This window comes from Pseudoalteromonas sp. Cn5-37, from assembly GCF_021532495.1.
Taxonomy (GTDB): domain Bacteria; phylum Pseudomonadota; class Gammaproteobacteria; order Enterobacterales; family Alteromonadaceae; genus Pseudoalteromonas; species Pseudoalteromonas simplex.
In genome coordinates this window covers 417669-443733 of the sequence record NZ_JAKGBA010000001.1, presented here as the reverse complement: position 1 = coordinate 443733, position 26065 = coordinate 417669, and the positions used below count along the sequence as shown (strand labels likewise).

The 26065-nt window shown below is 40.5% G+C and carries 31 protein-coding genes and 2 tRNA genes; 18 read left to right on the top strand and 15 right to left on the bottom strand.

Annotated elements, in window-relative coordinates; genetic code table 11:
* Positions 1-55: 55 nt before the first annotated feature.
* Together L1266_RS02070 and L1266_RS02065 are read left to right on the top strand one after the other, a co-directional pair.
* Positions 56-1954 (top strand): beta-ketoacyl synthase, encoded by a 1899-nt coding sequence (locus L1266_RS02070; RefSeq protein ID WP_199529695.1) that lies wholly within the window; start codon positions 56-58, stop codon positions 1952-1954.
* 101 nt (positions 1955-2055) lie between these two features.
* The gene (locus L1266_RS02065; RefSeq protein ID WP_235376722.1) at positions 2056-3132 is read left to right on the top strand and encodes an energy transducer TonB; all 1077 of its coding nucleotides are present in this window, start codon (positions 2056-2058) and stop codon (positions 3130-3132) included.
* 4 nt (positions 3133-3136) lie between these two features.
* Here the strand turns inward: L1266_RS02065 and L1266_RS02060 are convergent, their stop codons facing one another.
* On the bottom strand, positions 3137-3553 hold the full coding sequence (locus tag L1266_RS02060; RefSeq protein WP_054551420.1) for an MgtC/SapB family protein: 417 nt from the start codon (positions 3551-3553) through the stop codon (positions 3137-3139).
* Positions 3554-3780: 227 nt separating this feature from the next.
* Between L1266_RS02060 and L1266_RS02055 the strand changes: the two genes are divergently transcribed.
* From L1266_RS02055 to L1266_RS02045, 3 genes are all read left to right on the top strand, one after another.
* Complete coding sequence (locus tag L1266_RS02055; protein ID WP_235376720.1) at positions 3781-5274, top strand: BCCT family transporter; 1494 nt, start codon at positions 3781-3783, stop codon at positions 5272-5274.
* 75 nt (positions 5275-5349) lie between these two features.
* Positions 5350-5691, top strand: coding sequence for a hypothetical protein (locus L1266_RS02050; RefSeq protein ID WP_235376719.1), 342 nt, complete (start codon positions 5350-5352; stop codon positions 5689-5691).
* A complete protein-coding gene (locus L1266_RS02045; protein WP_235376718.1) occupies positions 5681-5989 on the top strand; it encodes a hypothetical protein in 309 nt (102 codons plus the stop codon). Before L1266_RS02050 ends, L1266_RS02045 begins: the two co-directional genes overlap by 11 nt.
* Before the next feature lie 14 nt (positions 5990-6003).
* On the opposite strand, the gene fghA is transcribed toward L1266_RS02045, so the two are convergent.
* Entirely contained in the window at positions 6004-6840 is an 837-nt protein-coding gene (fghA, locus tag L1266_RS02040; RefSeq protein ID WP_235376717.1) for an S-formylglutathione hydrolase, read from the bottom strand.
* Between the two features lie 54 nt (positions 6841-6894).
* Entirely contained in the window at positions 6895-8016 is a 1122-nt protein-coding gene (locus tag L1266_RS02035; RefSeq protein WP_054551417.1) for an S-(hydroxymethyl)glutathione dehydrogenase/class III alcohol dehydrogenase, read from the bottom strand.
* Positions 8017-8126: 110 nt separating this feature from the next.
* Here L1266_RS02035 and L1266_RS02030 point away from each other — a divergent pair, with 110 nt between their 5' ends.
* From L1266_RS02030 to L1266_RS02005, 6 genes are all read left to right on the top strand, one after another.
* Positions 8127-9008 carry a LysR family transcriptional regulator gene (locus L1266_RS02030; protein WP_235376716.1) on the top strand — a complete coding sequence of 294 codons (882 nt, stop codon included), beginning with the start codon at positions 8127-8129 and terminating at the stop codon, positions 9006-9008.
* An 89-nt stretch (positions 9009-9097) separates the two neighbouring features.
* Entirely contained in the window at positions 9098-10315 is a 1218-nt protein-coding gene (locus tag L1266_RS02025) for a lipoprotein-releasing ABC transporter permease subunit (RefSeq protein ID WP_235376714.1), read from the top strand.
* Positions 10308-11006, top strand: coding sequence for a lipoprotein-releasing ABC transporter ATP-binding protein LolD (lolD, locus tag L1266_RS02020; RefSeq protein ID WP_054561609.1), 699 nt, complete (start codon positions 10308-10310; stop codon positions 11004-11006). The genes L1266_RS02025 and lolD overlap by 8 nt, the downstream gene beginning before the upstream one ends.
* Positions 10996-12240, top strand: coding sequence for a lipoprotein-releasing ABC transporter permease subunit (locus L1266_RS02015; RefSeq protein ID WP_235376712.1), 1245 nt, complete (start codon positions 10996-10998; stop codon positions 12238-12240). Before lolD ends, L1266_RS02015 begins: the two co-directional genes overlap by 11 nt.
* A gap of 9 nt (positions 12241-12249) precedes the next feature.
* The gene (locus L1266_RS02010) at positions 12250-12780 is read left to right on the top strand and encodes a DUF924 family protein (protein WP_235376711.1); all 531 of its coding nucleotides are present in this window, start codon (positions 12250-12252) and stop codon (positions 12778-12780) included.
* 113 nt (positions 12781-12893) lie between these two features.
* Positions 12894-13340: a DUF4826 family protein gene (locus L1266_RS02005; RefSeq protein WP_054551411.1), complete on the top strand. Its 447-nt coding sequence runs from the start codon at positions 12894-12896 to the stop codon at positions 13338-13340.
* A 68-nt stretch (positions 13341-13408) separates the two neighbouring features.
* Here the strand turns inward: L1266_RS02005 and L1266_RS02000 are convergent, their stop codons facing one another.
* The 12 genes from L1266_RS02000 to L1266_RS01945 form a co-directional block, all read right to left on the bottom strand.
* On the bottom strand, positions 13409-13867 hold the full coding sequence (locus L1266_RS02000; protein WP_138615853.1) for a GNAT family N-acetyltransferase: 459 nt from the start codon (positions 13865-13867) through the stop codon (positions 13409-13411).
* Between the two features lie 10 nt (positions 13868-13877).
* The gene (locus tag L1266_RS01995; RefSeq protein ID WP_235376710.1) at positions 13878-15023 is read right to left on the bottom strand and encodes a cupin domain-containing protein; all 1146 of its coding nucleotides are present in this window, start codon (positions 15021-15023) and stop codon (positions 13878-13880) included.
* 73 nt (positions 15024-15096) lie between these two features.
* Positions 15097-16467: an adenylosuccinate lyase gene (gene purB, locus L1266_RS01990; protein ID WP_166340281.1), complete on the bottom strand. Its 1371-nt coding sequence runs from the start codon at positions 16465-16467 to the stop codon at positions 15097-15099.
* Positions 16468-16500: 33 nt separating this feature from the next.
* Entirely contained in the window at positions 16501-17103 is a 603-nt protein-coding gene (gene hflD, locus L1266_RS01985) for a high frequency lysogenization protein HflD (RefSeq protein WP_054561602.1), read from the bottom strand.
* Positions 17103-18203, bottom strand: a complete 1101-nt coding sequence (gene mnmA / locus L1266_RS01980) for a tRNA 2-thiouridine(34) synthase MnmA (protein ID WP_119852693.1) — start codon at positions 18201-18203, stop codon at positions 17103-17105. Before mnmA ends, hflD begins: the two co-directional genes overlap by 1 nt.
* A gap of 87 nt (positions 18204-18290) precedes the next feature.
* Positions 18291-18725: an NUDIX hydrolase gene (locus L1266_RS01975; protein WP_235376709.1), complete on the bottom strand. Its 435-nt coding sequence runs from the start codon at positions 18723-18725 to the stop codon at positions 18291-18293.
* Positions 18718-19365, bottom strand: coding sequence for an rRNA large subunit pseudouridine synthase E (locus L1266_RS01970; protein ID WP_235376708.1), 648 nt, complete (start codon positions 19363-19365; stop codon positions 18718-18720). The genes L1266_RS01975 and L1266_RS01970 overlap by 8 nt, the downstream gene beginning before the upstream one ends.
* Complete coding sequence (locus tag L1266_RS01965) at positions 19365-19694, bottom strand: TusE/DsrC/DsvC family sulfur relay protein (protein WP_138600632.1); 330 nt, start codon at positions 19692-19694, stop codon at positions 19365-19367. Before L1266_RS01965 ends, L1266_RS01970 begins: the two co-directional genes overlap by 1 nt.
* A gap of 3 nt (positions 19695-19697) precedes the next feature.
* A complete protein-coding gene (locus tag L1266_RS01960; protein ID WP_235376707.1) occupies positions 19698-19964 on the bottom strand; it encodes a DsrH/TusB family sulfur relay protein in 267 nt (88 codons plus the stop codon).
* On the bottom strand, positions 19961-20317 hold the full coding sequence (gene tusC, locus L1266_RS01955; RefSeq protein ID WP_235376706.1) for a sulfurtransferase complex subunit TusC: 357 nt from the start codon (positions 20315-20317) through the stop codon (positions 19961-19963). Before tusC ends, L1266_RS01960 begins: the two co-directional genes overlap by 4 nt.
* Positions 20314-20667, bottom strand: coding sequence for a sulfurtransferase complex subunit TusD (tusD, locus tag L1266_RS01950; protein WP_187489259.1), 354 nt, complete (start codon positions 20665-20667; stop codon positions 20314-20316). Before tusD ends, tusC begins: the two co-directional genes overlap by 4 nt.
* A gap of 55 nt (positions 20668-20722) precedes the next feature.
* Complete coding sequence (locus L1266_RS01945) at positions 20723-21388, bottom strand: Bax inhibitor-1/YccA family protein (RefSeq protein WP_199529680.1); 666 nt, start codon at positions 21386-21388, stop codon at positions 20723-20725.
* A 259-nt stretch (positions 21389-21647) separates the two neighbouring features.
* Here L1266_RS01945 and L1266_RS01940 point away from each other — a divergent pair.
* The 7 genes from L1266_RS01940 (at position 21648) to prc (ending at position 25997) form a co-directional block, all read left to right on the top strand.
* Positions 21648-21738 (top strand) — tRNA-Ser (locus L1266_RS01940).
* 41 nt (positions 21739-21779) lie between these two features.
* Positions 21780-21870 (top strand) — tRNA-Ser (locus L1266_RS01935).
* Positions 21871-22022: 152 nt separating this feature from the next.
* Positions 22023-22418, top strand: coding sequence for a hypothetical protein (locus L1266_RS01930; protein ID WP_054551399.1), 396 nt, complete (start codon positions 22023-22025; stop codon positions 22416-22418).
* A gap of 125 nt (positions 22419-22543) precedes the next feature.
* Positions 22544-23005 carry a GAF domain-containing protein gene (locus tag L1266_RS01925; protein ID WP_235376704.1) on the top strand — a complete coding sequence of 154 codons (462 nt, stop codon included), beginning with the start codon at positions 22544-22546 and terminating at the stop codon, positions 23003-23005.
* Positions 23002-23280 (top strand): hypothetical protein, encoded by a 279-nt coding sequence (locus L1266_RS01920; protein ID WP_054551397.1) that lies wholly within the window; start codon positions 23002-23004, stop codon positions 23278-23280. The genes L1266_RS01925 and L1266_RS01920 overlap by 4 nt, the downstream gene beginning before the upstream one ends.
* A 14-nt stretch (positions 23281-23294) precedes the next feature.
* Positions 23295-23945, top strand: a complete 651-nt coding sequence (gene proQ, locus L1266_RS01915) for an RNA chaperone ProQ (protein WP_054551396.1) — start codon at positions 23295-23297, stop codon at positions 23943-23945.
* Positions 23946-23972: 27 nt separating this feature from the next.
* Positions 23973-25997, top strand: a complete 2025-nt coding sequence (prc, locus tag L1266_RS01910; RefSeq protein WP_054561591.1) for a carboxy terminal-processing peptidase — start codon at positions 23973-23975, stop codon at positions 25995-25997.
* The last annotated feature ends 68 nt before the right edge of the window (positions 25998-26065 follow it).

Here is a 26065-nt window from a genome sequence, read left to right as displayed (position 1 = left end):
ATTAATCCATTTAAACTTGGCTTAATTCTCATAACACGTTTTCTCAAGGTTTTTTATGACAGCATTACCCGTTATTGTCGGTATGGGTGGTATTAATGCCGCTGGCCGCACTTCTTTTCATCAAGGTTATCGTCGTATCGTGTTAGACAGCTTGGACGCTAAAGCCCGTCAGGAGACATTCTTAGGCTTAGCGACATTAATGAACTTAGTCACCCTTACTGAAGGTTTACTAAAAGATGCTGACGGCAATACCATTGCCGAATCAGACATCGAAGCTAAGTTCGGTGAACAAATTTTAGCTGGTACACTTATTCGTAAAATTGAAAAAAATCACTTCGATGTTGATGCAACGCCATGGCAGCAAAAAATGACGTTAACAGCGTCTGATGAACAGCAGATTGTTTTTGAAACGCGCCGCCGTGATTTACCAACGCCGGTACCAAGTGCTTGGCAGGTTGAAGAATTAACTGATAAAAAAGTGAAAGTTACAATTAGTGCTGATCTTGCTATTAAGCATGACAGTACGCGCGATAATCCAATTAAAGCGGCCGGTCAATTACCAACAGGTTTTGAACCTTCGGCTATGTATAACAGCCGTTATCAACCAAGAGGCTTGCAAGCGACTATCTTTGCCGCAACCGATGCAATTCGTTCGACAGGTCTGGCGTGGCAGCAGGTAATGAATAGCGTTGAGCCTGATCAAATTGGCACTTACTCAGCTTCTGTGGCTGGTCAAGTTGATGATGAAGGATTTGGTGGACTTATTCGTGCGCGTCAGCAGGGCGACCGTGTGAGTACAAAACAGCTTGCACTTGGCTTAAACACCATGTCGACTGACTTTATCAATGCTTATGTAACTGGCAATGTGGGCACAACTTTTACTACATCAGGGGCATGTGCCACGTTTTTATATAACCTACGTGCAGCAGTAAACGATATTCAAGCAGGACGTACGCGTGTAGCTATTGTGGCGTCTGTTGAGTGTGCTATTACACCTGAAATCGTTGAAGGTTTTGGCAATATGAGCGCACTTGCTAATGAAGAGGGCCTTAAGCGTCTTGATAATACAGATGTGGTTGATCACCGTCGTACCAGTCGTCCATTTGGTGAAAACTGTGGTTTTACAATTGGTGAAGGCGCACAAGTTGCTATATTAATGGATGATGCATTGGCATTAGAGTTAGGTGCAGATGTCTTAGGCAGTGTTGCAGATGTGTTTGTAAATGCCGATGGCATTAAAAAATCAATTACAGCACCGGGCCCTGGTAACTACATTACGATGGCCAAATCTGTTGCACTAGCGAGCAGTATTGTTGGTCAAGAAGCAGTACAAAAGCGTAGTTTCATTTTAGCTCACGGCTCAAGTACACCACAAAACCGCGTAACAGAATCACTGATCTATCATAAAGTGGCAGAGACTTTTGCAATTGATAATTGGAAGGTTGCTGCACCTAAAGCGTATGTTGGCCATACTATAGCTCCTGCCAGTGGTGACCAATTAGCTATGGCATTAGGTGTGTTTAGTCACAATATTATGCCGGGTATAACCACAATTGATAAAGTGGCAGATGATGTTTATAGCGAGCATTTAGATATTCGCACTGAACATTATCAATGTGATGCCATGGATATTGCCTTTATAAATTCAAAAGGGTTTGGCGGTAACAATGCTACAGCGACTGTGTTATCACCTGCAATTACATTAAAGATGCTTGCAAAGCGTCATGGTGATGAGGTTATGGCGCAATATCAAGACCGTCATACTCAGGTATTCCAAGCACAAACTGACTATCAGCAACAGGCAGATTTAGGTCAATATGAGCTAATTTATCGTTTTGGTGATGGCTTAATTGATGAAAGTGACATTGAGATTAGTGAAGATTCAATGACAATCCCTGGTTTTGATAAAAAAGTTTTATTATCAAAACCAAACCCTTACCAGGATATGTTTTAAGATCAAGGCATGTTTAAGCACATTCTTGACAGCAAGGCGCTTTTAAAGCGCCTTTTTTAGTGCTATAAATGTTCCTATCAAAGGGAATTGGAGCCATTGCCATGATTAAATTCACTAAACTCGCAGCACTTTGTTCACTTATCGCATTACCAACACAGGCTTTAGCACGAGACGTCAACGACTTAGGTGTTGATGTTCAAGCTGCTACCTCTGCCTATATTGTTAAAAATTCAAACAAACGTTACCCAGGTAGTTATAACGGCTCTCGTCTAGAAGGCTGGGCATTAATGTCTTATGTGGTTGATACACAAGGTAAGGCAAAAGACATTGAAGTAATTATGGCATCTGATACTCGGGGTAGTGAAGAAAATGCAGAAAAATACTTAACCAACTTAGAGTTTGCACCCGCTACAAAAGAAGGTAAAACCGTAGAAGGGGGTTACCTATTTTCATTTGAAGTAGGTAAGTATTTTAATGGTTACTCAAATGATAAAGCGAGCCGTGGCTTCATTAATGAATACGATGAAATCAATAAAATGCTACAAGCAAAAGAGTTTAATAAAGTTGAGCAAGCATTGGCTGAGTTATACAAAGACCATACTAAAAACACCTCTGAGCAGGCATTGTTTGCTTGGTTGAAAAGCCAATATTATTATCATCAACAACAATGGTTTGGCTTTGATGAGCAGTTGTCTGTAGCCTATTTACTGCGAGCTAAGTTGCCAACGGATATACAATATTTAGTCGCTAAAAGTGCGCTACAATGGTACAGCTTTAAGGGCGATTTTAATCTTGCTTACAATGCTATTTATGCGTTAGATAATATCGAAGGAAAAGAGTTTTCAGAAGAAAACAAACTTGCCACCATCAAGCAAATTGATGACTTATTGGCGCGCACACCGCAGATTAACTCACAAATCAATGTTTCAAAAGATAAGCTGTCTTATTTATCTTTATCTCGTGGTTCTATCAAAATAGAGGGCGCGAGCGATGTCACTAAATTACAGATCCGCTGTGCTGATCAAGTCGTTGACCTTGAAGCGAGTGAATCGGTTAACTACGTTATTGATGAGCAAAGCAGACGGTGCGGTTTATTAGTTAAATCTGCAAACCCTGCTGAGATTAAAGTGAAACAAACTGGCTATGCCATCGTTAACTCTAAATATGACGCGAGTTAATCGTTTACTTTAAGCGCTTAACATACCTTAGCGTTACGAAATTAATCAACGCCATTAAAAAAGCGATTTCGTAGCGACTAAATGCCACAGCAATGCCGATGAGTCCCATGTTCCAAATACTGGCTGCTGTGGCTGTTCCATACGTTGAATTCTTGTTCTTCAAAATGGCACCACCGCCAATAAAACCAATACCCGTGATGATCCCTTCGAGTACTTTTGATTCTGCCTCTGAACTTGTTAAAACAGACATACCCACTAATGCATAACCACAAGATGCAACAGCGACTAATGGAAATGTTCGAAGACCTGCACCATTACTGGTTTTTTCTCGATCAAATGCCATAGGAAGGGCTAGTAAGTAGGCAACTCCTAAATGAATTAGGTTGTCGAGAATTTCATGCCAATCAATATTAAAGTCCATGCTTTGTTCCTTGCTATCTAGATTATGATAGCTTTGCAATTTCAATACCCGATCAACAAATTGAATAAAATGAGGAAACTAGGGACATGTAGCCGGGTTTTTAAAAGCATGCCTTGCTATAATTTGCGATTTTTACGCAGTGCTATGTCATTTTTTCAGCCTTTTGGCTGTTTGAATTTCAGCCATGCTAACAGTATGCTAAACACGCTGACAAAATAGGCTTCACATTGAAACATTCCATCTCCTCTCTTGAAAAAACCGCGCTTGCACTGTGTATGTTTGGTGCACTGATTGCTGTGATTTTGCCTGATGTTATCACTGAGCAAGTTCAGCCGTTTGTACAAATGATTTTAAAATGGACTGGTAGTAGTTTTTTCTTATTGGTGAATTTTTTATTGTTTGCCATCATTATTTTAGCCATTAGCCCACTCGGTAGCCGTAAAGTAGGTGGCGAACACGCTGTTGTTGAGTATTCAAACTTTGGTTGGTTTGCCATGTTGTTTGCAGCAGGAATGGGCTCTGGCTTGGTTTTTTGGGGCGTAGCAGAGCCTGCATTACATTCTCTCGACCCTCCACTTAAACAAAGCTTATACCCAGATAGACTGGCCAGTAGCCTTGCTTTAACCTTGGTTAATTGGGGCGCTCATGCTTGGGCGCTTTATGCGGTGTTTGCCTTAGTGCTTGGTGGATTAACGCAATACAGTGGTAAGTCAGGTGATATTTGTGCCCCTGTTTTAACGGCGCTTGGTAATCAGATAGATAAATCTGCAAAATTTACTGTGTCGTTTGTTGTGAAACTCATTGCGATAATTGCTATTTTTTTTGGGGTCGTCGGCACCATAGCTAATTCAACTTTATTGATTAGTAAAGGCGTAGAAATTGAGTTGGGGGTTACTTCAACTTTATTAGTAGGTTCATTAATCGTTTGTTTGTTAGCCGTTATTTATTCGCTGTCGGTTAAATTTGGATTACGTCGCGGTGTACAGTCACTGAGTATATTTAACGTACTCCTAGCATTTAGTCTGCTTGTTTCGTTGCTAATAGTGGTGCCAATTGAGCCTATTATAAAGATTGCATTTGATGGAACTGGCTACTATTTACAGTTACTTGCAACCGGCACTTGGCAATTTGATAGCCAGTTAAAAACGCCTGACTGGGCCACTCATTGGACATATAATTATTACTTTTGGTGGTTAGCGTGGGGGCCATTTGTTGGTGTGTTCCTAGCCAAAATTAGTCAGGGGCGCAAGGTTTGGCAATTTATTTTGGCGGTTGTGTGTATTCCAACTTTAGTCACTATAATTTGGTTTGCGACCTTTTCGGGGGCAGCAATTGAATGGGATAGACTTAACCAAGCGGGCATTTTAGTCGCAATAAAACAAGATTACAGCCAAGGCTTATTTGTATTTTTTAATCAACTAGACTGGCAAGGAACCGTGTTTATTTGGGCCAGCTTATTATTACTGTTGATATTTGTTGCCACATCCGCTGACTCTGCAATATTAGTCATAAGAGAACTGGTTAGCTCTGAGCAAAATAACCGCGTAACCCTCTATGCATGGTGTTTAGCATTATTCCTATGCAGCTTTGCATTATTAATGTTACAAGATGAGCCGTTAAATCGTAGCGTTGCAATTTTAGGCGCTTTACCTTTCTTATTAATATTTCTATTGCAGTTGGTTGGGTTTTTAAAAGAGTTTATTCGCGATATTTGTGATTAATCTACAGTTTTTTACAGTTAAACTACGCGTTTGTTATTATGCTTATAAAATAAGCTTAAGTGTATTGGAGGACCAATGCTTAAATCTCTGTATCTATTACTTTCTGTTAGTTTGCTCAGTGGCTGTACTGCAATTGGCCTAGTTGCTGATGGTATTGGTGGGCGTGCTAGCCAAGCACAGCCTGCCAGTGCCAATGCAGATAAAAAAGATAATGACCGAGTGAACTATGGTATGACCATGACGATGCTAGGTTATGAAATCGACAAAGCGATTATTGAAGGCTTGGAGAGCGGTAGTAAAGACAAAGACGTTGAGCTTAAATGCCGCCAAATAAGTCGCACAGTAAAGGAATGTGTTGAGGTCAAAGCTGAGCCAAAAAAAAGACCTACATTAATGGATAGTTTTAATGAAGATTAACTTTTCAAAACTTGTTATTTGCTTAATTAGCTACCAATTAGTGGGGTGTACAGTGGCGGGGTCAATAGTCGATGGCTATGCAAAAAACTCACAACCAACAAATCTTGCAACTACAAATGCAAATCAAACTAACAGTACTGTAACCGATGCCGACGGCTTTTCATTCGCAAAGTTAGGCTTCGAAATTGATAGCGCTGTTATTGGTTTACTCAAACCAAATGAAGAACAACCGCAATTAGTTTGCAGGCAAATCACTCGCAGTATTAAAGAGTGTGAGGAAGCTAAGCCCTCACACTAAAAATTAAGTATTAATCACAGATACTTTTGATGAAACATTAGGTGTTCATCAATAAAGCTGCTTATAAAAAAGTAACTATGATCATAACCCGCGTGCATGTTAATTTCGGCTGGGTAATCTTTTTCGTTCACGACAGCAAATAAGTTCTCCGTTTTGAGTTGCTCAGTTAAGAAGTTATCGGCCTCACCTTGATCAATACGCATGGGTAAATAATCATCAGTGACGGCATTTTTCATTAATTCACAGCTGTCGTATTCAAGCCAACTTGCTTTATCACTACCTAGGTAATTACTGAACGCTTTTTCACCCCAAGGGCAATTAATCGGGTTCACAATCGGGCTAAAAGCACTGGCGCTGACGTATTGTTTAGGGTTTTTAAGTGCAATCATCAATGCGCCGTGACCACCCATAGAATGACCAGCAATGGCTTTTTTAGTCGTCACAGGGAAGTGCGCTTCGATAAGTGCAGGTAACTCAGAAACAACATAGTCGTACATGTTGTAGTGCACATTGTAAGGCACTTGAGTCGCATTGACATAAAAACCAGCACCTTGACCAAAATCGTAATTGTCATCGTCAGGCACATTTTCACCGCGCGGGCTAGTATCTGGAGCGACAATCGCAATACCTAGTTCAGCCGCTTTTTTAAATGCTCCGGCTTTTTGCATAAAATTTTCATCAGTACAAGTTAAGCCTGACAACCAATACATCACCGGTACTTTATTCGTTTCGCTGGCACCGGGCGGTAAAAAAATCGCAAAGCGCATAGCACAATGCGTGCTGCTCGCTTGGTGGGTATATTGTTTATGCCAGCCACCGCTGACTTTTGTTGAGCTTATGTTTTCTAGCATAACCATATCCTTGAAACAAAAGCGCTAGGTATCAACCTAGCGCCAAATAAAAGATTAATAATGAATAACTGAGCGGATGCTCTTACCTTCGTGCATTAAGTCGAAAGCTTCATTGATATCTTCAAGTTTCATGGTGTGTGTGATGAAATCATTTAAAGCAAACTCACCGTTCATATAACGCTCAACAATTTCAGGTAGTTCTGAGCGACCTTTAACGCCACCAAATGCACTACCGCGCCATACACGACCTGTTACTAATTGGAATGGTCGTGTTGAGATCTCTTGGCCTGCACCTGCAACACCTATGATTACCGATTCACCCCAACCTTTGTGACAACACTCAAGAGCTGAGCGCATTACATTAACATTACCGATACATTCAAAGGAGAAATCAACACCGCCATCAGTCATTTCAACGATAACTTCTTGGATTGGTTTGTCGAAGTCATTTGGATTGACTAAATCAGTTGCACCTAGTTTAGTAGCAAGATCGAACTTACTGGTATTGATATCAACACCAATAATACGGCTTGCGCCCGCCATTTTCGCACCGATAATCGCCGATAAACCGATACCGCCTAGACCAAAAATAGCGACGGTATCGCCTTTTTGAACTTTTGCTGTTTTAGTAACAGCACCCATACCGGTTGTTACACCACAACCAAGTAAACAAATTTCTTCAAGCGGCGCTTCTTTGCTTACCTTAGCAAGTGAAATTTCAGGTAATACAGTGTACTCAGAGAAGGTAGAGCAACCCATGTAGTGATAAATTGGTTGACCATCTTTATAGAAACGCGTTGTTCCGTCAGGCATTAACCCTTTACCTTGCGTTTCACGTACCGCGGAGCATAAGTTTGTTTTGCCCGATTTACACATTTTACACTCACCACATTCAGCAGTGTAAAGTGGAATAACATGATCGCCTACTTCAACATGTGTTACGCCTTCACCGATGGCTTCAACGATACCGCCACCTTCATGGCCAAGGATTGCTGGGAAAATACCTTCAGGGTCTTCACCAGATAAAGTAAATGCATCGGTATGACAAACACCTGTAGCAACAATCTTTACCAGCACTTCGCCTTTTTTAGGCATCATTACATCCACTTCTTCAATTGATAGTGGTTGATTTGGACCCCAAGCGATAGCCGCTTTTGATTTGATAAAATCAGTCATAACGTTCCCTTATAGTTGTTGGAAGTAAGTATTAAACTTAGTCTATTTTATTTGTTTCTCAATGAATGATAATCTTCGTTTTATTAAAACACTTTTACAGTATGGTAATAATGAATCGTTGGCACGGAATTGATGAGTTTTTAGCGGTAGCAGAAACAGGCAGTTTTACAAAAGCAAGTAAGCTATTGGGTATGTCAGTGGCTCATGTAAGCCGCTATGTGAGCCAATTAGAAGAGCGATTGAACACCCAATTGCTAACCCGAACCACTCGTAAAGTGGTGCTAACGCAAGAGGGGCAGGTATTTGCGCATCAAACAAAACAATTACAACATGCCATGGATGATGCTACGGCATTACTTGCAGAGCAGCAATTGACACCCAAAGGCAGTATAAAACTAACAGCTCCTGTGATGTACGGTGAAAGTTTTATCATGCCTGCGGTACATTCGTTTATGCAAAAGCACCCAGATATTGAAGTGATCAGCCATTTAAGTAATGAGCAAGTTAATCTATTAGAAGATGGGTATGATCTGGCTATTCGCCTTGGTCATTTAAAAGATTCATCTTTAAAAGCACGGCGCATCAGTCAGCGCAGGCTTGTTATTTGTTGTAGCCCTGAATATATCAATAAATTCGGCCAACCACACAGTGTCAGTGAATTACATCAGCACAATTGCCTTATCGGTAATAACAGTTACTGGCGGGTAAAAGAGCAGGGCCAAGATAAGCACATCAAAGTGGCTGGGCGTTTAGCCTGTAACAGTGGTTGGGCATTGGTTGACGCTGCTATCAAAGGGTTAGGCATCGTGCAATTACCAGATTACTATGTCCATGAACACTTAGCCGATGGCAGGTTGACTGCTGTTCTTTCGAATGTTGCACCTGAACCTGAAGGGGTGTGGGGGGTGTATCCACCAAGGCAGTTTATTGCAACCAATGTAAAAGCATTACTTGACCATTTGGTTGCTACTGTTCAAGTATCAGATTTATAATTATTTTTTACAATTTCGCGCATCCCATGCTAGCTAAATCTATGCTAACATGAGCGCATATTTAGCCCTTGGAATACCCATAATTTATTATGTTTCAACCTGTTAGCCTTTTTATAGGGCTGAGATATAGTCGCTCCTCAAAGGGCAATGCCTTTATCTCATTTATTTCATTTTTCTCTATCGCGGGCATTGCTATTGGTTTAATGGCCTTGTTTACAGTTAGTTCAGTAATGAATGGCTTTGAAAATAACCTTAAAACCAACATGCTAGGTTTAATTCCTCATATTGAAGTATCAGCCGAAGATAAATCGAAAGAAACCATGCTGCAGTTAAAGCAGCAACTAGCAAATTCTCAAGATGTTAAACAAGTTAACTTATACCGCCATGGCGAAGCCATTTTACAAACTAACCAAGATTTGCACGGCGTATTGTTACAAGGCCTTTATGATGAAGGAAGCTCCATCTATAACGTAAAAGATAAAATTGTTGCCGGCAATTGGTCACAAGTAATGGACAGCAACTACCATATTGCGATTAGCCGCTACTTGAGTCGAAAATTGGGTATTTCGCTTGGGGATAAAGTACGGGTGATCATGCCTAATGCCAGTTCATATACTCCCCTTGGTCGAGTACCTAGTCAGCGCTTGTTTACCGTTGCTGCACTTTATGAAACACAGTCAGAAATTGATATGTCATTGGCATTTACCAGTGGCTATTCGTTAGGCAGAGTTTTGAAACTAGCAAAGTCAGCAGCACCCAACTTGAGTTTATCGCTGTATGAACCATTTGCTGTTGAACAAGTATTACAATCTCAGTTAGCTATTTTAAACGATTACAAAGTGACTGATTGGCGAGCTAGCCAAGGGACACTATTTGCCGCTGTGGCAATGGAAAAGCGTATTATGTCGATGTTACTTGGCTTAATCGTGCTCGTGGCAGTGTTTAATATCGTGTCGGCATTAACCATGATGGTGAGCGAAAAACAAAGTGAAGTCGCTATTTTACAAACACTGGGTTTAACTCCACTACAAGTGCAGCATGTGTTTATGATTCAAGGCTTATATAACGGCCTTATCGGTACTAGTGTTGGTGCGTTACTTGGCGTGCTATTAAGTAGCAACATTAATGAATTATTGAATATGTTAGGCATCAATTTACTAGCGGGCGTGAGTTTACCCGTTAAATTTGATGTGATGAGTTTGAGTTTTATTGCCGCAGGGAGTATTGCGATGAGCTTTTTAGCTACCTTGTATCCTGCCAGAAAAGCTGCAAAAGTGAATCCAGCAGAGGTATTACGTTATGAGTGATTTAGTTATCAATTGTCAGCAGTTAAATAAAGTCTATCAAGATGGCGATAACGAGGTTGCGGTATTAAAAGGGGTTGATTTAGCACTTAATCAAGGCGAAATGTTAGCCGTTGTAGGGAGCTCAGGCTCAGGAAAAAGTACTTTACTGCATATATTGGGTACCTTAGATAACGAAAGCTCAGGCAAGGTTGAAATTAAAGGCCAGCAAGTTTCTAAATTAAACCGTAAACAACAAGCCAGTTTCCGAAATGAAAATTTGGGCTTTATTTATCAATTCCACCATCTTTTAATGGAATTTACTGCCATCGAAAATGTTGCAATGCCATTATTAATTAAAGGCTTAAGCGCAAAAGCGGCAACCGAAAAAGCCCGTAACATGCTAGATAAAGTTGGGTTATCTCATCGTAGCGAACATAAACCTTCGGCGTTATCAGGTGGTGAGAGGCAGCGGGTTGCAATCGCACGTGCATTAGTTACTGAGCCTGCTTTAGTGCTAGCCGATGAACCTACAGGTAACCTAGATAAACAAAACGCTATTAAAATTTACGATTTGATTAAAGAATTAAATACTAGCTTAAAAACCAGTTTTGTTGTGGTAACCCATGATTTAGAACTTGCAGATAAACTAGGCAAAATTGCCTATTTAGATGATGGTAAGCTTGCTATTAAAGAGTCTCAGCATGTTGCTTAGTGCCTTTATTTCTAAACGATTTCGTGCCCATAGTGGCCAAAAAGACGGACAAAACGGTTTTGTTAGCTTTATCGCTAAAGCATCGACAATCGGCATACTTTTAGGTGTCGCTGTGCTAATTGTTGCTTTGTCAGTGATTAATGGTTTTGAGCAGCAGCTAGTACATCGGCTTTTATCGGTTGTACCTCAGGTTGAATATGTTGCCCCTAACAAACCAATCAATAATTGGCAGTCAAAAGTTGCTCTACTACGCTCTCAAGCCGGTGTAACAGGTGCTGCGCCGTTTATAAGTGTCAACGGCATGGCACAATATAAAAGTGAGTTAAAAGCAGTTGAAGTGCGTGGTGTTAGCCCTGAATTTGAAAACCAAGTGTCGGCGTTAAACCAATTCACAGAAGGGCGCTTAGTTAGCCAGCTACAACAAGAAGATGTGCTTTTAGGGCAACAAATAGTCAACCGATTGGGCCTTAAAATTGGCGACCCAGTTACCTTATTAACCCCACAGATAAACCAGCAAAGTAACACTTTATTGGCTCCAAAGCGTGTTAGCTTGAATCTTGCGGGTATTATAAAAATGGGGGGGCCAATTGATGAAACAGCGGCTTTTATTCGCCTTGATAAAGCGCAAAGTGTACTTGGTTTCGATGAAAACCAAGTAACCGGTTTACGATTACAAGTAGCTGATGTGTTCGCAGCCCATCAAACGGCGATGCGTGTGGGGCAAGTTATACCAGATTATGTCTATGTCTCGAGTTGGTTTAGAACCCAGGGTAGCTTATATCAAGATATTCAAATGGTTCGCACGATTGTGTATATCGTGGTGTTTTTAATAATTGCGGTAGCGAGTTTTAATATTGTTTCGTCATTAGTGATGGAAGTACGTGAAAAACAGGCAAATATCGCAATTTTAAAAACCATGGGCGCACAAGATAGCACCATTTTAGCAACTTTTGTGATGCAAGGTTTTACACAAGCTTTAATCGGGGTAATTCTAGGCACGATTATCGGTGTGATGCTTGCGTTAAACATCAGTGAACTGTTCACTTGGGCAAGTAATTTATTTGGCGATAACCCGTTACAAGGGGTTTATTTTATTGAGTTTTTACCCAGTAAATTAGTTTGGCAAGATATCGTTATTACGGTGATTGTGACTTTTATCCTCGCTATTTTGGCAACATTATATCCTGCTTGGCAAGCAACCCGTGTCGATCCTGCAAAAGTTCTTGGTAATTAAGGAGTGTTTATGAATAAGCAAAGGATTATCGATTTTTGGTTTAATGAATTAGGCCCAGAATCTTGGTATCAGCAATCTGATGAAGTTGATGCCTTGATTACGGTTGAGTTTTCAGAATGCCTTTTACAGGTTATCGCAGGCGAGCATGCTGACTGGCGAGTTGATGCCCTAGGCTCTTTAGCTGAAATTATCGTGTTAGATCAGTTTTCACGCAATATTTATCGTAATACGGCGCAGGCTTTTAGCCAAGATCCACAAGCACTAAGCTTAGCGCAAAGAGCAATTGAACTTGGCTTTGATAAAAAATTACCTAGCTCTAAAGCTGCGTTTATTTACATGCCGTTTATGCACAGTGAATCTAAAATCATTCACCAGCAGGCTGAGCAATTGTTTAAAGGCATGAGTAATTATGAATTTGAACTAAAGCACAAAATAATTATTGATAAGTTTGGTCGCTACCCACATCGCAATAAGATTTTAGGTCGCGAATCAACTCCTGAAGAACTGCAATTTTTAACTGAGCCTAACTCTTCTTTCTAGGTTGATTGAATAGTACGCAAGTAAATTTAAATGCTCTTTGATTGCCTGTAAACACTTGCACAGCGCCATTTTAAACCTTAAAGTGTCAGAAATGTTGTAAAAGAGTAACCACCATGGAACAAAAACAAGCAAGACCATTAACACCAGAAGAACAAGCTGAAGCGCAAAAACAAAGTGTTATTTGGCAAAGAGAATGTTTCGAAAATGCACAAAAGCATTTAGCTGAAAAAGGCGTTATTCCGCAAACTGTTGTAGAAAAAGAAAGCCGTTTTATTGCGCCATTAGTAGCTATTTGGAAATTTAAAGCACAAAACGGTAAGAGCTATTGGGTGATCACAGGTCGTTTACCAACCGATCACGCTGAAGCAAGTGCAGCAAACAATGCACGTGAAGTATTACGTTATTTCTCAATGCAGTGGCAAATGAAGGCTGATCAGCTAATGCAATCAGGTGCGGTAGATAAAACCAAAGCTGATTTTGCTAATCTGTTAATCAACCGTGCCCATGGCTTATATGAGTTATTTGAAAAAGAAGAAATGTGGCAAAACGAGCCAGCATAACTAACTCTGCATACCTTCTAAGAAAAAAGCTGAATAATGTTATTCAGCTTTTTTGTTTTACATGTACCTTAATGCACCAAAGTGAATGGCCGCGTATCAAATTGCTTAATCGGGCAGAGCATTCGTTGCCTTGGAATACCAGCTTCCATAAACACTAAACCATCAGCCGAAAAACCATTTTGTTTGAATCTATCTACTTCATTCAATATGCAATTAATGCTGACACAATCACAGCCTTGCTTTTCAGCCAAATTAACTAAGTAATTCAATAATGATTTATAAACCGAACGATTACGGTGTTCTGGTAAAACTGCAATACGGCCGATAAGGCCATCATTACATAAACGCCCAGTAGCAACTGGGCGTTTACCTTCATCTGTAACGAGCACGTGATGTGCTATTTTATCTAGATGGTCAAACTCAATGTGTCTTGGGATATGTAGTTCATATACAAATACCCGCTCTCGGATTTGTTGTAAGAGTTCCTTGTCGATACTCCATTCAACTTCATCTATTTGATAGCCCATAAACACACTCCTAACAAAACCAAATACCCTCATTTAAAAGTGTAGTAAAGGTTTTCAAGAAAATGTGATTATTTTTTGAACTATTTATGTCAGCAGCGGTCACCCATGTCTGATCGGTGAGCTTTGTTATTAATTCAAGGTCAGTTAAATCATGCATGTAATTAACACCATTAATACTTAAAAGTATTTTATCGTCAATTACTTGATAGATAGCGCGGGTACCACCTAAACGCTCAAAAACAACGTCTTCATCATTGAGTAAGTCATTTACTTCATCTAAAGTATATGGTTCTTCTAAAGGCGCTAAATCCATGTCATGCTTTGGCTGACTCATACTGTTACCAAGCCAAGTCTTGAATACTGCGTCATCATTAATTGCAGCAATCATAAGTTGCTTTACTTTTTCTGCTTCAGTTTGGTTAAGCTCACCTTTAGATGAGCGCAACTTAAGCTCTGCATCACCGTATCGTTGATTACCAAGCTCAGTATCGATGAGGTGATCGGCAAATTGTGATAATAAATCGCGTTGGTTTGGCGCTCTAAAACCCACAGAGTAATTAAGTGCATTTTCAACTGCGTAACCTTCATGTGGGCAACCTGGTGGAATATAGAGAATATCTCCCGGCTCTAACACACAGTCGATCACGGCAGGAAATTGCTCAACTTGTAACAGGCTCTTATTTTGTGCAAATTGCTTTAAGTTCGCATCAGGTAAACCAACTCGCCAGTGGCGTTTACCTTCACCTTGAATAATAAACACGTCGTATTGATCTAAATGCGGGCCCACGCCACCACCCGGGGTAGAGTAGCTGATCATCAAGTCATCGATACGCCAGTTGGGAATAAAGCGAAATGGCTCCAATAGTTGCGCTGCATCGCTATGCCAATGGTCAACTGCTTGCACCAGTAATGTTGAGTGCTTTTCAGTTAGCAAGCTAAAGTCTTCAAAAGGACCATGGTATGCTTGCCAATCATCTGAGTGATTGGTCACAATACGTGATTCAATGCTTTCTTCCATGGCTAGACCGGCCAATTCTTCGGGCTCAATCGGATCAGCAAAATCCTTGAAGCCTTGCTTTATAAGTAATGGTTTTTTCTGCCAATACTCAGCTAAAAATTGCTCTTGGGTTAATGAATTGATGGTTAATTGATACATAACATGACCTAAGCGAATTGATATAAAAAAAGCGAAAGGAAGGCCTTTCGCTTTTTTAAGTCTTAATTTGAATTTAAGCTAAGTTGTCGATGAACTCAACAGCACGACCAATGTAATTAGCCGGAGTTAATTTTTTCATTTCTACTTTTGCTTCTTCAGGTAATTCAAGACCATCGATGAAATCAGCCATGATTTCTTGGTTTACGCGCTTACCACGAGTAAGGTCTTTAAGTTTTTCATATGGCTTTTCGATACCATATTTACGCATAACCGTTTGGATTGGCTCTGCTAGTAATTCCCAGTTTTGGTCTAGTTCTGCTAATAAACGCTCTTCGTTTACTTCAAGCTTGCTAACACCTTTTAATGTCGCTTGGTAAGCGATAAGTGTGTAGCCCATACCAACACCTAGGTTACGTAACACTGTTGAGTCAGTTAAGTCACGTTGCCAGCGAGAAACAGGTAGTTTTTGCGCAAGGTGAGTAAAGATAGCGTTAGCAATACCTAAGTTACCTTCAGAGTTTTCAAAATCAATCGGGTTTACTTTGTGAGGCATAGTTGATGAACCAATCTCACCTGCGATTGTTTTTTGTTTAAAGTGGTTTAGTGCAATGTAGCCCCAAACGTCACGGTCAAAATCAAGTAATACAGTGTTGAAACGTGCAACTGCATCGAATAACTCAGCAATGTAATCGTGTGGCTCGATTTGTGTTGTGAACGGGTTGAATGTTAAACCTAGGCTCGTTACGAACTGCTCAGCGTGGTTGTGCCAATCGTAATCTGGGTATGCACTCAGGTGAGCGTTGTAGTTACCTACAGCACCGTTGATTTTACCTAACATTTCTACGTTAGCAATTTGGTCACGTTGACGCTTTAAGCGCATGTAGACGTTTGCAAACTCTTTACCCATTGTCGAAGGGGTAGCTGGTTGACCGTGGGTACGTGTCATCATCGCAACTGACTTGTACTCAACTGCTTTTTCTTTTAATGCATTTAGAAGTTGGTCACAGTATGGAAGTAATACTTTGTCACGCGCTTCAGTAAGCATTAAACCGTGAGACAGGTTATTGATGTCTTCTGAAGTACATGCAAAGTGAATGAATTCGTTAACTGCGTTGAGCTCTGCGTTATCAGCTACTTTTTCTTTAAGTAGGTATTCAACTGCTTTTACGTCATGATTAGTTGTGCGCTCGATCTCTTTAACGCGTGCTGCATCCGCTTCGCTAAAGTTATCAACAATGGCATTAAGTAAAGCATTAGCCTCGTCGCTAAAAGCCGGTACTTCTTTGATTGCGCTAGCTGCAGATAAAGCTTGTAACCAACGAACTTCAACAGTTACACGGTATTTGATTAAACCAAATTCGCTGAAAATGCTGCGTAGTTCCGTGGTCTTGCTGCCATAGCGACCATCTACCGGAGAGATAGCGGTTAACGCTGAAAGCTCCATAATGACTCCTAAATTGTCTAGTTTGAACGATAATTAAATTGATTGTTTAGCAATGGCGAGGATTTTTCTTTTTGCAAAGAAAAAGTGACGGCGTTTACCGCCCATTTGTCGCCATAACACGGCACTACGAATTCCGGCCAATAATAGGGCACGAATTTTGTTTTGCGTGAGCTGCTGTTTTAATAACTCTGGCTTGCCATACACTTGAATACGATGCCCAAGGGGGCTTAGCACCGATGAGTAAATATCAGCAAGCGCTGCTACTACAGTATCATCTGTGATAGCAAAATGGTCGAGGCGACGTTTAACATCATCAATGCGACGACCTAATTCATTTAAACTGTTTTGTTTTGAACTTAATGCACGTTCTAATTGCATTAAACCACCCACATATTTTACGATTTCGACGTCTTTGTCGGCGCCAGCCGAAAGCTGTGCAATCAAAATGCGATAGCCTTCACGTAAATTATGCTTACCCTGATACACGTCTTCAGGGCTATTTGGTGATGTTTCAACAATACAGTTTAGTAATTTTTCTAATTCGTGATCACTGCCTTGGCCATATTGCGCAACTTTTTGTACTTGTTTAGCAACTTGACACATGGCAGCTAAAGCCATGACTTGGTGCTCTGTCATTATTTGATCACCGAATCAATAATACCACCACCTAAACATACTTCGTCAGCGTAGAATACGGCTGATTGGCCCGGTGTCACTGCCTTTTGTGGCTCATCAAATAGTACGCGCGCCATACCATCTTCACCAACAAGTAAAGTACAGCTGATATCTTCTTGGCGATAGCGGGTTTTAACAGTGCAGCGTGTGGTCCCTTTCGGACCTTCGCGGTCAACCCAGTGCAGCTGGTTTGCATTTAAACCATTGCTGTACAGGCGAGGGTGGTCTTTACCTTGACCAACCACTAATACGTTACGCTCAACGTCTTTATCAACTACATACCAAGGTTCACCCGAACCTTCTTTCATGCCGCCAATTAATAGACCTTTACGTTGACCAAGTGTGTGGTACATCAAGCCTTCGTGCTCACCCACTTCGTTGCCATCGGTATCTTCAATTTTACCTGGCTGTGCTGGTAAGAATTTTTGTAAGAAGTCTTTAAATTTACGCTCACCAATAAAACAAATACCAGTACTGTCTTTTTTATCGTGCGTAATTAAATCTTGCTCTTCAGCAATGCGGCGTACTTCAGGCTTAGCAATATCGCCAACAGGGAAAAGTGTTTGCGCAATATGCTCATGGCTTAAAGTGTATAAGAAATAGCTTTGATCTTTGTTGTCATCGAGGCCACGACACATTACAAATTTATCACCACGTTTTTCGCGGCGAACATAGTGGCCAGTCGCGATGTAATCAGCCCCAAGTGCTTGTGCTGCAAATTCTAGAAATGCTTTGAATTTAATTTCTTTATTACACATGATGTCTGGGTTTGGCGTACGGCCTGCTTTGTACTCTGCTAAAAAGTACTCAAACACGTTGTCCCAGTATTCGGCTGCAAAATTTACAGTGTGAAGCTCAATACCTAGCTTGTCGCACACAGCTTGTGCGTCTTTTAGGTCTTCAGCTGCAGCGCAATATTCATCATTATCGTCTTCTTCCCAGTTTTTCATGAACAGGCCTTCAACTTGATAGCCTTGTTGCTTTAATAAATACGCTGATACAGAAGAATCAACACCGCCGGACATACCCACGATGACTTTAATGTGACTATTTTCGCTCATAATATTCGCTGTCATTTTTTAACTGCTATGGAAAGGCCGATATTATAGCATGCTTTTAGACGCCCAAACCAGCCAAAATCACAGCGCTTATTGGTAAATCAAACTAAGTGGGTAGGCTTTACCAGCTAAATGATCTTCAATGCATTTTAAAACCAGAGGGCTTCTAAGCGGCAGGCTTTTAATTTGCTCAAGGCTAAACCAATCTGCGCTGAGAATGTCATCATCTTTGGGAGATGGTTTAAACAGCTCTGGGCTATTAAAAGCAAAGCTAAAACGCATATAGTGAATGCCATTCGTGGCGTGTAAATTATAGATACCAACAAGGTGACTAGCATTTAGACTAATCCCTGTTTCTTCAATAAGTTCACGATGAGCTGCTTCAGCTAAGGTTTCATTGGCTTCCAAATGGCCGGCAGGCTGGTTATAGCAAATCTCACCTGTGTGTTTATCGCGCTCTTTAACAAGTAAAAATTTTTCTTGGTATGTGACGATGGCGGCCACTGTGACATTGGGTTTATGCATCTGGGTTGTTCACTATTTTAAATTGACCACTGTCTAAGCCATCAAGGGTATAGTTACCAATGCTGTAACGAATTAATCGCAAAGTAGGGAAGCCAACATGGGCTGTCATACGGCGAACTTGGCGATTACGCCCCTCAGTGATAGAGATTTCTAACCAGCTGGTTGGAATGTTTTTACGCTCGCGAACGGGCGGGGTACGCGGCCAAATTGACGGCTCGTCAATACGCCTAACTTTAGCAGGCTTGGTCATGCCATCTTTAAGCTCTACACCTTTGTTAAGTGCAAAGATAGCCTCATCAGTCACATCACCTTCTACTTGCACCCAATAAGTTTTAGCTGTTTTTTTATTGGGTTCAGTAAGTGTGTGTTGTAATTTACCGCAGTTGGTAAGGAGCAACAGTCCTTCGCTATCTCTGTCTAGGCGTCCTGCGGCATACACGTCTTTAATAGTAATAAAATCGGCAAGCGTTTTGCGGTTTTGATCATCAGTAAATTGGCAAAGCACATCAAATGGTTTGTTCAATAGCACCACTTTGCGCTGCTCTGGACTAATTGCCTTTTTAACTTGGCGTTTTTGAGTAGGTCTTGAATAAGTACGACCGCTACTGCGACGTGGTTTGCTATTGGCTTTGTTAACCATTAAATGCACCTAGCCGGTTTAGGTAAACCTGCAATTTTAGTCGCTTGCTTAGCGGGGCCTTTAGGGAATAGTTTATACAAGTACATGCTATTACCTTTTTCCTCACCTAGCTTTTGGGCCATTGCTTTGACCAGCATACGAATAGCAGGGCTGGTGTTGTATTCTATATAAAAGTCACGCACAAAATGCACAACTTCCCAGTGCTGCTCACTTAAGGTAATGTTCTCTTGCTCAGCAATAATGGGTGCAAGCTCTTCACACCAATCATTTGAATCAAGTAAATAGCCTTGTTTGTCTGTTTCAATCTGTTTGTTATTAAATTCAAGCATGGTTTACCAAGTAATCGTGTTTTTTGCGTTTAAAGTCATTTCTACAAACTGTGTATAGTTTATTGCGATATCGCCTTGATTGAATGAAATATCACGAGCTGCAGCATCTTCTTCAAGGAAATGAATTGCTGAAGAGAACTGTTTAAACTGCATGTTGTTATAACAAGCATCACTAACAAGTAGCACTGTATCTTCTGAAGAAATTAAATTGGCCAACATATTATTGCAGTAGTGCGATAAAGGTTTTGAAAAAATATGCAAGGTACTCATAGTGTCACCACTTGATGCTGTTGGCTAATTAAGTCTCGCTGTTGCTCAAAGTTAGCTACTTTAACATCAATAATTAAGCTTTCTTGTGTGAGGTTAAAATCCATCAACGACTTTTCACATACATATATATTTTCAACATCGTATAATTCAAGCGTTTTAATGGTTTTAAAATAGTTTTTAATGCCAAGTTGCTCTGGCTGCTGGTTTTTCTTCAAAGCTAAAACAGCTTCACCACTGAGTAGCCAACTAATGTTTTGTTCAATAGCAGCAAAAATTAGTGTGGTGTCGAGTGATTCACGAATATGTTGATCATCAAATGGGCCATGCTGGCTGATCACTAAAATGTTTTTCATTTAAATTGCACCCATTTATCCGCTTCACTGACAAGCATCGCAAATTCTGCAAGCCCAGCGACGGTAAACACGCTTGTGTTATCGATATCTAAGCCACGCTTTTCAGCAGCAGTGACACATAGCAGTAGGGGGACCTCTTGCTCACTCAACGACTGCCACAAACGATTAATTGGCAGCTCGTCACTGGCAAGTTCTAAATGGTTACTTGCGTGGTAAACACCTGCTTGATAAAGAAAGATAGCTGCAATTGAGTGACCAGAGTCAAGACAGGCCTGTGCAAATTTAATTAGCCGTTGAGTTGTGTCGTGATCGGTCGGCGCGGTATGAAGAGAAAGTACAAATTGTGCCAAAACGCATCCAATAAAAAAGCCCCTAGAAAGGGGCTATTTTAGCAGAACTATTTAATTAGTCATCACTTGCACCAAGTAGGTGAAGAAGAGACGTAAATAAATTATATACGTTCAGGTATAAAGCAACAGTTGCGCGGATGTAGTTGGTCTCACCGCCATTAATAATACGGCTAGTGTCAAATAAGATTAAACCAGACATAATAAGTACAACTGCAGCATTAATAACCATAAAGGTGATTGAGCTGCCGATGAATAAGTTAACTAGGCTTGCAATAATCACTACGATTAAACCCACAGTTAAAAAGCCACCCATAAATGAGAAGTCTTTTTTCGTGGTAAGTGCATAAGCAGACAAACCAAAGAAGATTAACGCAGTAGAGCCTAACGCTTGCATAATGAGCATAGGGCCATTTGGCATTGCAGCATAGTAGTTAAGCATTGGACCGAGTCCTGCGCCCATCAAACCTGTGAAAACAAATACCCAAGCAACACCTGATGCACTGTCAGCCTTTTTGTTAACAACAAAAAGTACACCGAATGCAATCAAACTAAATACTATCCCCATAAAATAAGGTAGATTCATTGCCATTGAAATACCTGCCGTCACTGCGCTAAATGCCAGTGTCATTGCCAGTAAGAAATAGGTATTTTTTAAAACTTTATTGGTTTCAATAGTCGACATTACTGGTCTTGCAGTATTGTACGATTGATTAAACGCCATTGTTAGAGCTCCTTTAAATGAACTTATACGTTCGTTAGTTCCAATTATTAAACTGAACTAAGCCTATCAAGAGTTATATATTTGGGCAAACTATTGTGGATCAATAGACAAGATAAATAATTGAAAAGTTCAATGTTGCGCACAATCTAAACATTATTGTACTAATGCTGAGCAAATTAATTGTTTTTTAATCACTTAAACAGTTTTTTTGAAAAAAAGCTTCACAAACACGGCTGCCTTATCTATTATGCACGCCGTCGGAGAGATGGCAGAGTGGTCGAATGCACCGGTCTTGAAAACCGGCAGGGGTTTGTAGCCCCTCTAGGGTTCAAATCCCTATCTCTCCACCATTATTTTTACTACTGGCGTAAGCGGGTAGGTTCTCGCATTCGGAGAGATGGCAGAGTGGTCGAATGCACCGGTCTTGAAAACCGGCAGGGGTTTGTAGCCCCTCTAGGGTTCAAATCCCTATCTCTCCACCATCATTGAAGCCGCTGAATTTATTCAGCGGCTTTTTTGTTTCTTAAGCTTCTCATTTGTTCTGCAAATTACGACTATTGTCGATATTTCGCATTTTAACTAGTTAGTCCATGCTTAACACTTCTCGTATTATCTTTGTGACATTAGGGAATTTATGAAACATCGTTTAGCAAAGAGTGTAGGACTTTCTTTATTATCGCCTGTAATCATCGGTTGTATCTTAGGCCTTTATTATGCATTCACACTTGAAGGAAATGGTTTTAGCATTTTCTTTAATTTACTTGTTAGCGCAATTGCCAATGCACACATAGTAGGCTTAACTATGGCAGCATTTGTAGTGCCTGGTTATTTACTTATGTTTAAATATGCAAAGGTTAATTATTCAGGTGTTCTGACACTTGGCTTACTAGGTGGCGCTATTTTTAGCTACTTACTGAGCGCTACAACAGGTATGGCTTTTGTAGTCAATGCTATGATGTCTGCTCTGGCAGCTGGACTGTTTTTATTTGGTTTAAGACAGGGCCTTACAACACAATCTTCTCATCAATAGCAGAATATTTAATCAAGCTGACTGAAATTGAGGGCAAAATGTTTTTTTTTGCCCTTAAAAGGTTTCATTTGTCGTCTACAAAGAGTACCTTTAGCTACTGTATGTTTAATAAGAAGTAGTTTGGTATGCAAAAGCAAGATTTTTACCAGTCATTAGTTAAACAAACTGAGTCGCTAACCGCTGGTGAATCAAATGTTATTGCCAACATGGCAAATATTAGTGCGCTGTTATTTACCTCTTTAGAGGATATCAATTGGGCGGGCTTTTATTTAATGGATTCACCTGAAGAATTAGTGCTAGGGCCGTTTCAAGGTAATCCTGCATGTATCCGTATTCCAGTAGGTAAAGGGGTATGTGGAACTGCCGCGCAAACACAACAAACACAACTCATTGAAGACGTGCATGCATTTGCTGGTCATATTGCCTGCGATGCTGCATCTAACTCTGAAGTAGTTGTGCCGATTTTCAAAGACGGTAAAGTATTTGCTGTACTTGATATCGACAGCCCAAGCATTGCGCGATTCGATGCTGATGATCAAGCTGGTTTAGAAGCATTGGTAAAATGCTTTGAGGCAAATCTAAAATGAAAGATCTGCTAAATGTGCAAGATTACCTCTTTGCAATCCATGATGTTGGTGATTGGGAAGGGGAAGAAGAAGTTGTTGCCGAAAGGCTCAACGACTTGATTCACATGGCATGGGAGCGTCTACCAGATGACCTTGACTGTGAATCAATTGATGAAATTATAAATGGTATTTGGGAACACCTTCGTGGTGATTTAGCGCTTATTGAAGCGGACTTCGAAGAGTTGACCGACTGGGTAACACACTATGTCGATTCATCACTTGATGAAAAGATGTAATAAAAGGTTCTAACATGGAAACCACAAACAAGCTAAAAGATATTAATGAAGTATTGGATTTCTTATACCAAGAATTTCCACAATGTTTTAAACAAAAAGACGGTATTCAGCCGCTTAAAGTAGGTATCTTTAAAGATATCGCTGAGCGTATTGAAGGTTCTGAGAAAGTAAGTAAAACTCAGGTTCGTCAAGCACTAAGAAAGTACACCTCAAACTGGCGCTATTTAGAAGCGGTGACTAAGTCTGAGTTCCGTATCGATCTTGATGGTAATCAAGATGAAAAAGTAGAACAAGAACACATTGAGCACGCACAAAAAGCGTTAGAAGAAAGCCGCGCTAAAATGGCAAAGCGTAAGAAGCCACAACGTCCACGTAAAGACGGTGACACAAAATCTTACAAAAAGAATAGTGGCCACCACGCTAAATCTGGCGAAAAAGGCGCTAAAGTAAATAATAAGCCTGCTAAAGCTGCTCCTGCAAAACGTTCAGGAAAAGTTGAACCTTTACCTGCCTCAGAGGTCAAGGTTAATAGCAAAGTTAAAGTTAAACTTGGCCAAGCACTTGTAAACGCGGTTATTACTGAAGTGAATAAAGATGAAGTTCACGTTGAGTTAGTAACAGGGATGCAAGTTAAGACCAAAGCAGACAGCCTGTATATCATTTAATAGCTGTAAAAAATAAAGGAGTTGTGTATGAGTAAAAAGTTTACGCTCATTCCGTTAGTCGCTGCCCTGTTTTCAGGTTCATTACTGGCATCATCAGACAATCTGACTGAAAAAGACCTGCCAGTACTCAAGCAAGAAAGCCAACATAGTACGGCAAGCAAACGGGTGACAAACTTATTTACTCGTGCACACTACAAACCAATTAAATTTAACGATGAATTATCTGAGAAGGTTTTTGATCGTTATATTGAATCTCTCGACTACAATAAAAATGTGTTTTTAGCGTCTGACATTGCCTCGTTTGAGCAATATAAAGACCAATTTGATAATGCATTGTCGACAGGTAAATTGGGATTTGCCTTTGATATTTTTAACTTAAGTTTAAAACGTCGTTTTGAACGCTATGACTATTCTTTATCGTTACTTGAAAACGAAATGAAGTTCGATAAAGAAGATGAGTATCTGTTTGATCGCGAAGACGCAAACTGGGCAACAAGCCAAGCTGAGCTTGATGAACTTTGGCGTCAGCGCGTTAAATACGATGCTTTACGATTAAAAATGACCGGTAAAGATTGGCAAGGCATTAAAGAAGTCTTGACCAAACGTTACCACAATGCACAAAAGCGTTTAGTACAAACTAACAGTGAAGATGCTTTTCAAATCGTGATGAACTCATTCGCACGAAGCATTGAAGCGCATACCTCTTATTTATCACCTCGTCGCGCTGAGCAATTCAAGATGGACATGGATCTTGAATTAGAAGGTATTGGTGCGGTACTCAGTTATGACGAAGATTACACGGTAATCCGTAGCTTAGTCCCAGGCGGACCGGCTGATAAGTCTGAACAAATAAAAGCAGATGACCGTATTATTGGTGTTGCGCAAGAAGGTGAAGAGTTTGTTGATGTGATTGGCTGGCGTTTAGATGACGTCGTTGATTTAATCAAAGGCCCGAAAGGGACAAAAGTTCGCCTGCAATACTTAAAAGGGGCTGATGCTCACGGTACACCAAAAGTGGTTGAAATCACGCGTGATAAAATTCGCTTAGAAGACCGTGCTGCAAAATCTGAAGTATTTGAAGCAAAATATTCAGACTTAACCAGCAAAATTGGTGTGATTGAAATCCCTGGTTTCTATAACAATTTATCGCAAGACGTAAAAGTTGAAATTGCGAAGTTAAAAGAAGCCAAAGTTGACGGTATCATTATCGATTTACGTCAAAACGGCGGTGGGTCACTTTACGAAGCGACGCAACTTTCTGGCTTATTTATCGATCAAGGTCCAGTTGTACAAATTCATACGCTAAATAATCGTATTGAAGAGCAAAAAGACCGTGATGGCGTCACTTTTTACGATGGCCCACTGACAGTGTTAGTTGATCGCTACAGTGCGTCTGCCTCAGAAATTTTTGCAGCAGCAATGCAAGATTATGGCCGTGCAATTGTGATTGGTGAGCAAACCTTTGGTAAGGGAACTGTACAGCAGCATAAACCACTTGGCCGTGCTTATGACCTATACGACCACCCATTAGGTAGCGTGCAGTATACCATTGCAAAATTCTACCGAATTAACGGCGGAAGCACACAGCACAAAGGCGTGATCCCAGATGTGTCATTCCCATCAGCAATTGAGCCATCAGAGTGGGGTGAGAGTCAACAAGACAACGCGCTACCTTGGGATAGCATCATACGTGCTAAGTACAACTCTGTTGATAACCTAAAACCAGCGATTGCTTACGTTAATAAGCTTCATGATGCGCGTATTGCAGATGAGCCTGAGTTTGGTTATGTATTTGCTGACATTAAACGCTATCAAGAAGAGAAAGACCGTAAGACTATCTCATTGGTTGAAGCGACGCGTCTAAAAGAGAAAGACGAAGGTGAAGAACGCGCGTTAGAACGTGCTAATGAACGACTTGTTCGCCTTGGTGAAAAGCCAGTTGAGAAGCTTGACGATTTACCTGATAGCCTTGACGAGCTAGACCCTTTCTTAGAAGAAGCGGCATTAATCACCCAAGATTATATAAAATATGGTCGTATCGCTAAGAAATAATTAGCAATTAATTAGCAATATTGATTAATAAAAAGGCGCTTAAGCGCCTTTTTTGCTACCTAAAACAG

What these genes read in the sequence shown, in the direction of transcription:
- L1266_RS01965 (WP_138600632.1), bottom strand. Translation starts at nt 19,694, where the DNA reads ATGCTTGAATTTAATAACAAACAGATTGAAACAGACAAACAAGGCTAT.
- L1266_RS02005 (WP_054551411.1), top strand. Translation starts at nt 12,894, where the DNA reads ATGGAACAAAAACAAGCAAGACCATTAACACCAGAAGAACAAGCTGAA.
- L1266_RS02000 (WP_138615853.1), bottom strand. Translation starts at nt 13,867, where the DNA reads ATGGGCTATCAAATAGATGAAGTTGAATGGAGTATCGACAAGGAACTC.
- L1266_RS02030 (WP_235376716.1), top strand. Translation starts at nt 8,127, where the DNA reads ATGAATCGTTGGCACGGAATTGATGAGTTTTTAGCGGTAGCAGAAACA.
- L1266_RS01975 (WP_235376709.1), bottom strand. Translation starts at nt 18,725, where the DNA reads ATGCATAAACCCAATGTCACAGTGGCCGCCATCGTCACATACCAAGAA.
- fghA (WP_235376717.1), bottom strand. Translation starts at nt 6,840, where the DNA reads ATGCTAGAAAACATAAGCTCAACAAAAGTCAGCGGTGGCTGGCATAAA.
- L1266_RS01930 (WP_054551399.1), top strand. Translation starts at nt 22,023, where the DNA reads ATGAAACATCGTTTAGCAAAGAGTGTAGGACTTTCTTTATTATCGCCT.
- L1266_RS01920 (WP_054551397.1), top strand. Translation starts at nt 23,002, where the DNA reads ATGAAAGATCTGCTAAATGTGCAAGATTACCTCTTTGCAATCCATGAT.
- L1266_RS01945 (WP_199529680.1), bottom strand. Translation starts at nt 21,388, where the DNA reads ATGGCGTTTAATCAATCGTACAATACTGCAAGACCAGTAATGTCGACT.
- L1266_RS02015 (WP_235376712.1), top strand. Translation starts at nt 10,996, where the DNA reads ATGTTGCTTAGTGCCTTTATTTCTAAACGATTTCGTGCCCATAGTGGC.
- L1266_RS01960 (WP_235376707.1), bottom strand. Translation starts at nt 19,964, where the DNA reads ATGAGTACCTTGCATATTTTTTCAAAACCTTTATCGCACTACTGCAAT.
- L1266_RS01995 (WP_235376710.1), bottom strand. Translation starts at nt 15,023, where the DNA reads ATGTATCAATTAACCATCAATTCATTAACCCAAGAGCAATTTTTAGCT.
- L1266_RS02070 (WP_199529695.1), top strand. Translation starts at nt 56, where the DNA reads ATGACAGCATTACCCGTTATTGTCGGTATGGGTGGTATTAATGCCGCT.
- L1266_RS02065 (WP_235376722.1), top strand. Translation starts at nt 2,056, where the DNA reads ATGATTAAATTCACTAAACTCGCAGCACTTTGTTCACTTATCGCATTA.
- hflD (WP_054561602.1), bottom strand. Translation starts at nt 17,103, where the DNA reads ATGACAGAGCACCAAGTCATGGCTTTAGCTGCCATGTGTCAAGTTGCT.
- mnmA (WP_119852693.1), bottom strand. Translation starts at nt 18,203, where the DNA reads ATGAGCGAAAATAGTCACATTAAAGTCATCGTGGGTATGTCCGGCGGT.
- proQ (WP_054551396.1), top strand. Translation starts at nt 23,295, where the DNA reads ATGGAAACCACAAACAAGCTAAAAGATATTAATGAAGTATTGGATTTC.
- prc (WP_054561591.1), top strand. Translation starts at nt 23,973, where the DNA reads ATGAGTAAAAAGTTTACGCTCATTCCGTTAGTCGCTGCCCTGTTTTCA.
- purB (WP_166340281.1), bottom strand. Translation starts at nt 16,467, where the DNA reads ATGGAGCTTTCAGCGTTAACCGCTATCTCTCCGGTAGATGGTCGCTAT.
- L1266_RS02025 (WP_235376714.1), top strand. Translation starts at nt 9,098, where the DNA reads ATGTTTCAACCTGTTAGCCTTTTTATAGGGCTGAGATATAGTCGCTCC.
- L1266_RS02045 (WP_235376718.1), top strand. Translation starts at nt 5,681, where the DNA reads ATGAAGATTAACTTTTCAAAACTTGTTATTTGCTTAATTAGCTACCAA.
- lolD (WP_054561609.1), top strand. Translation starts at nt 10,308, where the DNA reads ATGAGTGATTTAGTTATCAATTGTCAGCAGTTAAATAAAGTCTATCAA.
- L1266_RS02060 (WP_054551420.1), bottom strand. Translation starts at nt 3,553, where the DNA reads ATGGACTTTAATATTGATTGGCATGAAATTCTCGACAACCTAATTCAT.
- L1266_RS02050 (WP_235376719.1), top strand. Translation starts at nt 5,350, where the DNA reads ATGCTTAAATCTCTGTATCTATTACTTTCTGTTAGTTTGCTCAGTGGC.
- tusC (WP_235376706.1), bottom strand. Translation starts at nt 20,317, where the DNA reads ATGAAAAACATTTTAGTGATCAGCCAGCATGGCCCATTTGATGATCAA.
- L1266_RS02035 (WP_054551417.1), bottom strand. Translation starts at nt 8,016, where the DNA reads ATGACTGATTTTATCAAATCAAAAGCGGCTATCGCTTGGGGTCCAAAT.
- L1266_RS02010 (WP_235376711.1), top strand. Translation starts at nt 12,250, where the DNA reads ATGAATAAGCAAAGGATTATCGATTTTTGGTTTAATGAATTAGGCCCA.
- L1266_RS01925 (WP_235376704.1), top strand. Translation starts at nt 22,544, where the DNA reads ATGCAAAAGCAAGATTTTTACCAGTCATTAGTTAAACAAACTGAGTCG.
- L1266_RS01970 (WP_235376708.1), bottom strand. Translation starts at nt 19,365, where the DNA reads ATGGTTAACAAAGCCAATAGCAAACCACGTCGCAGTAGCGGTCGTACT.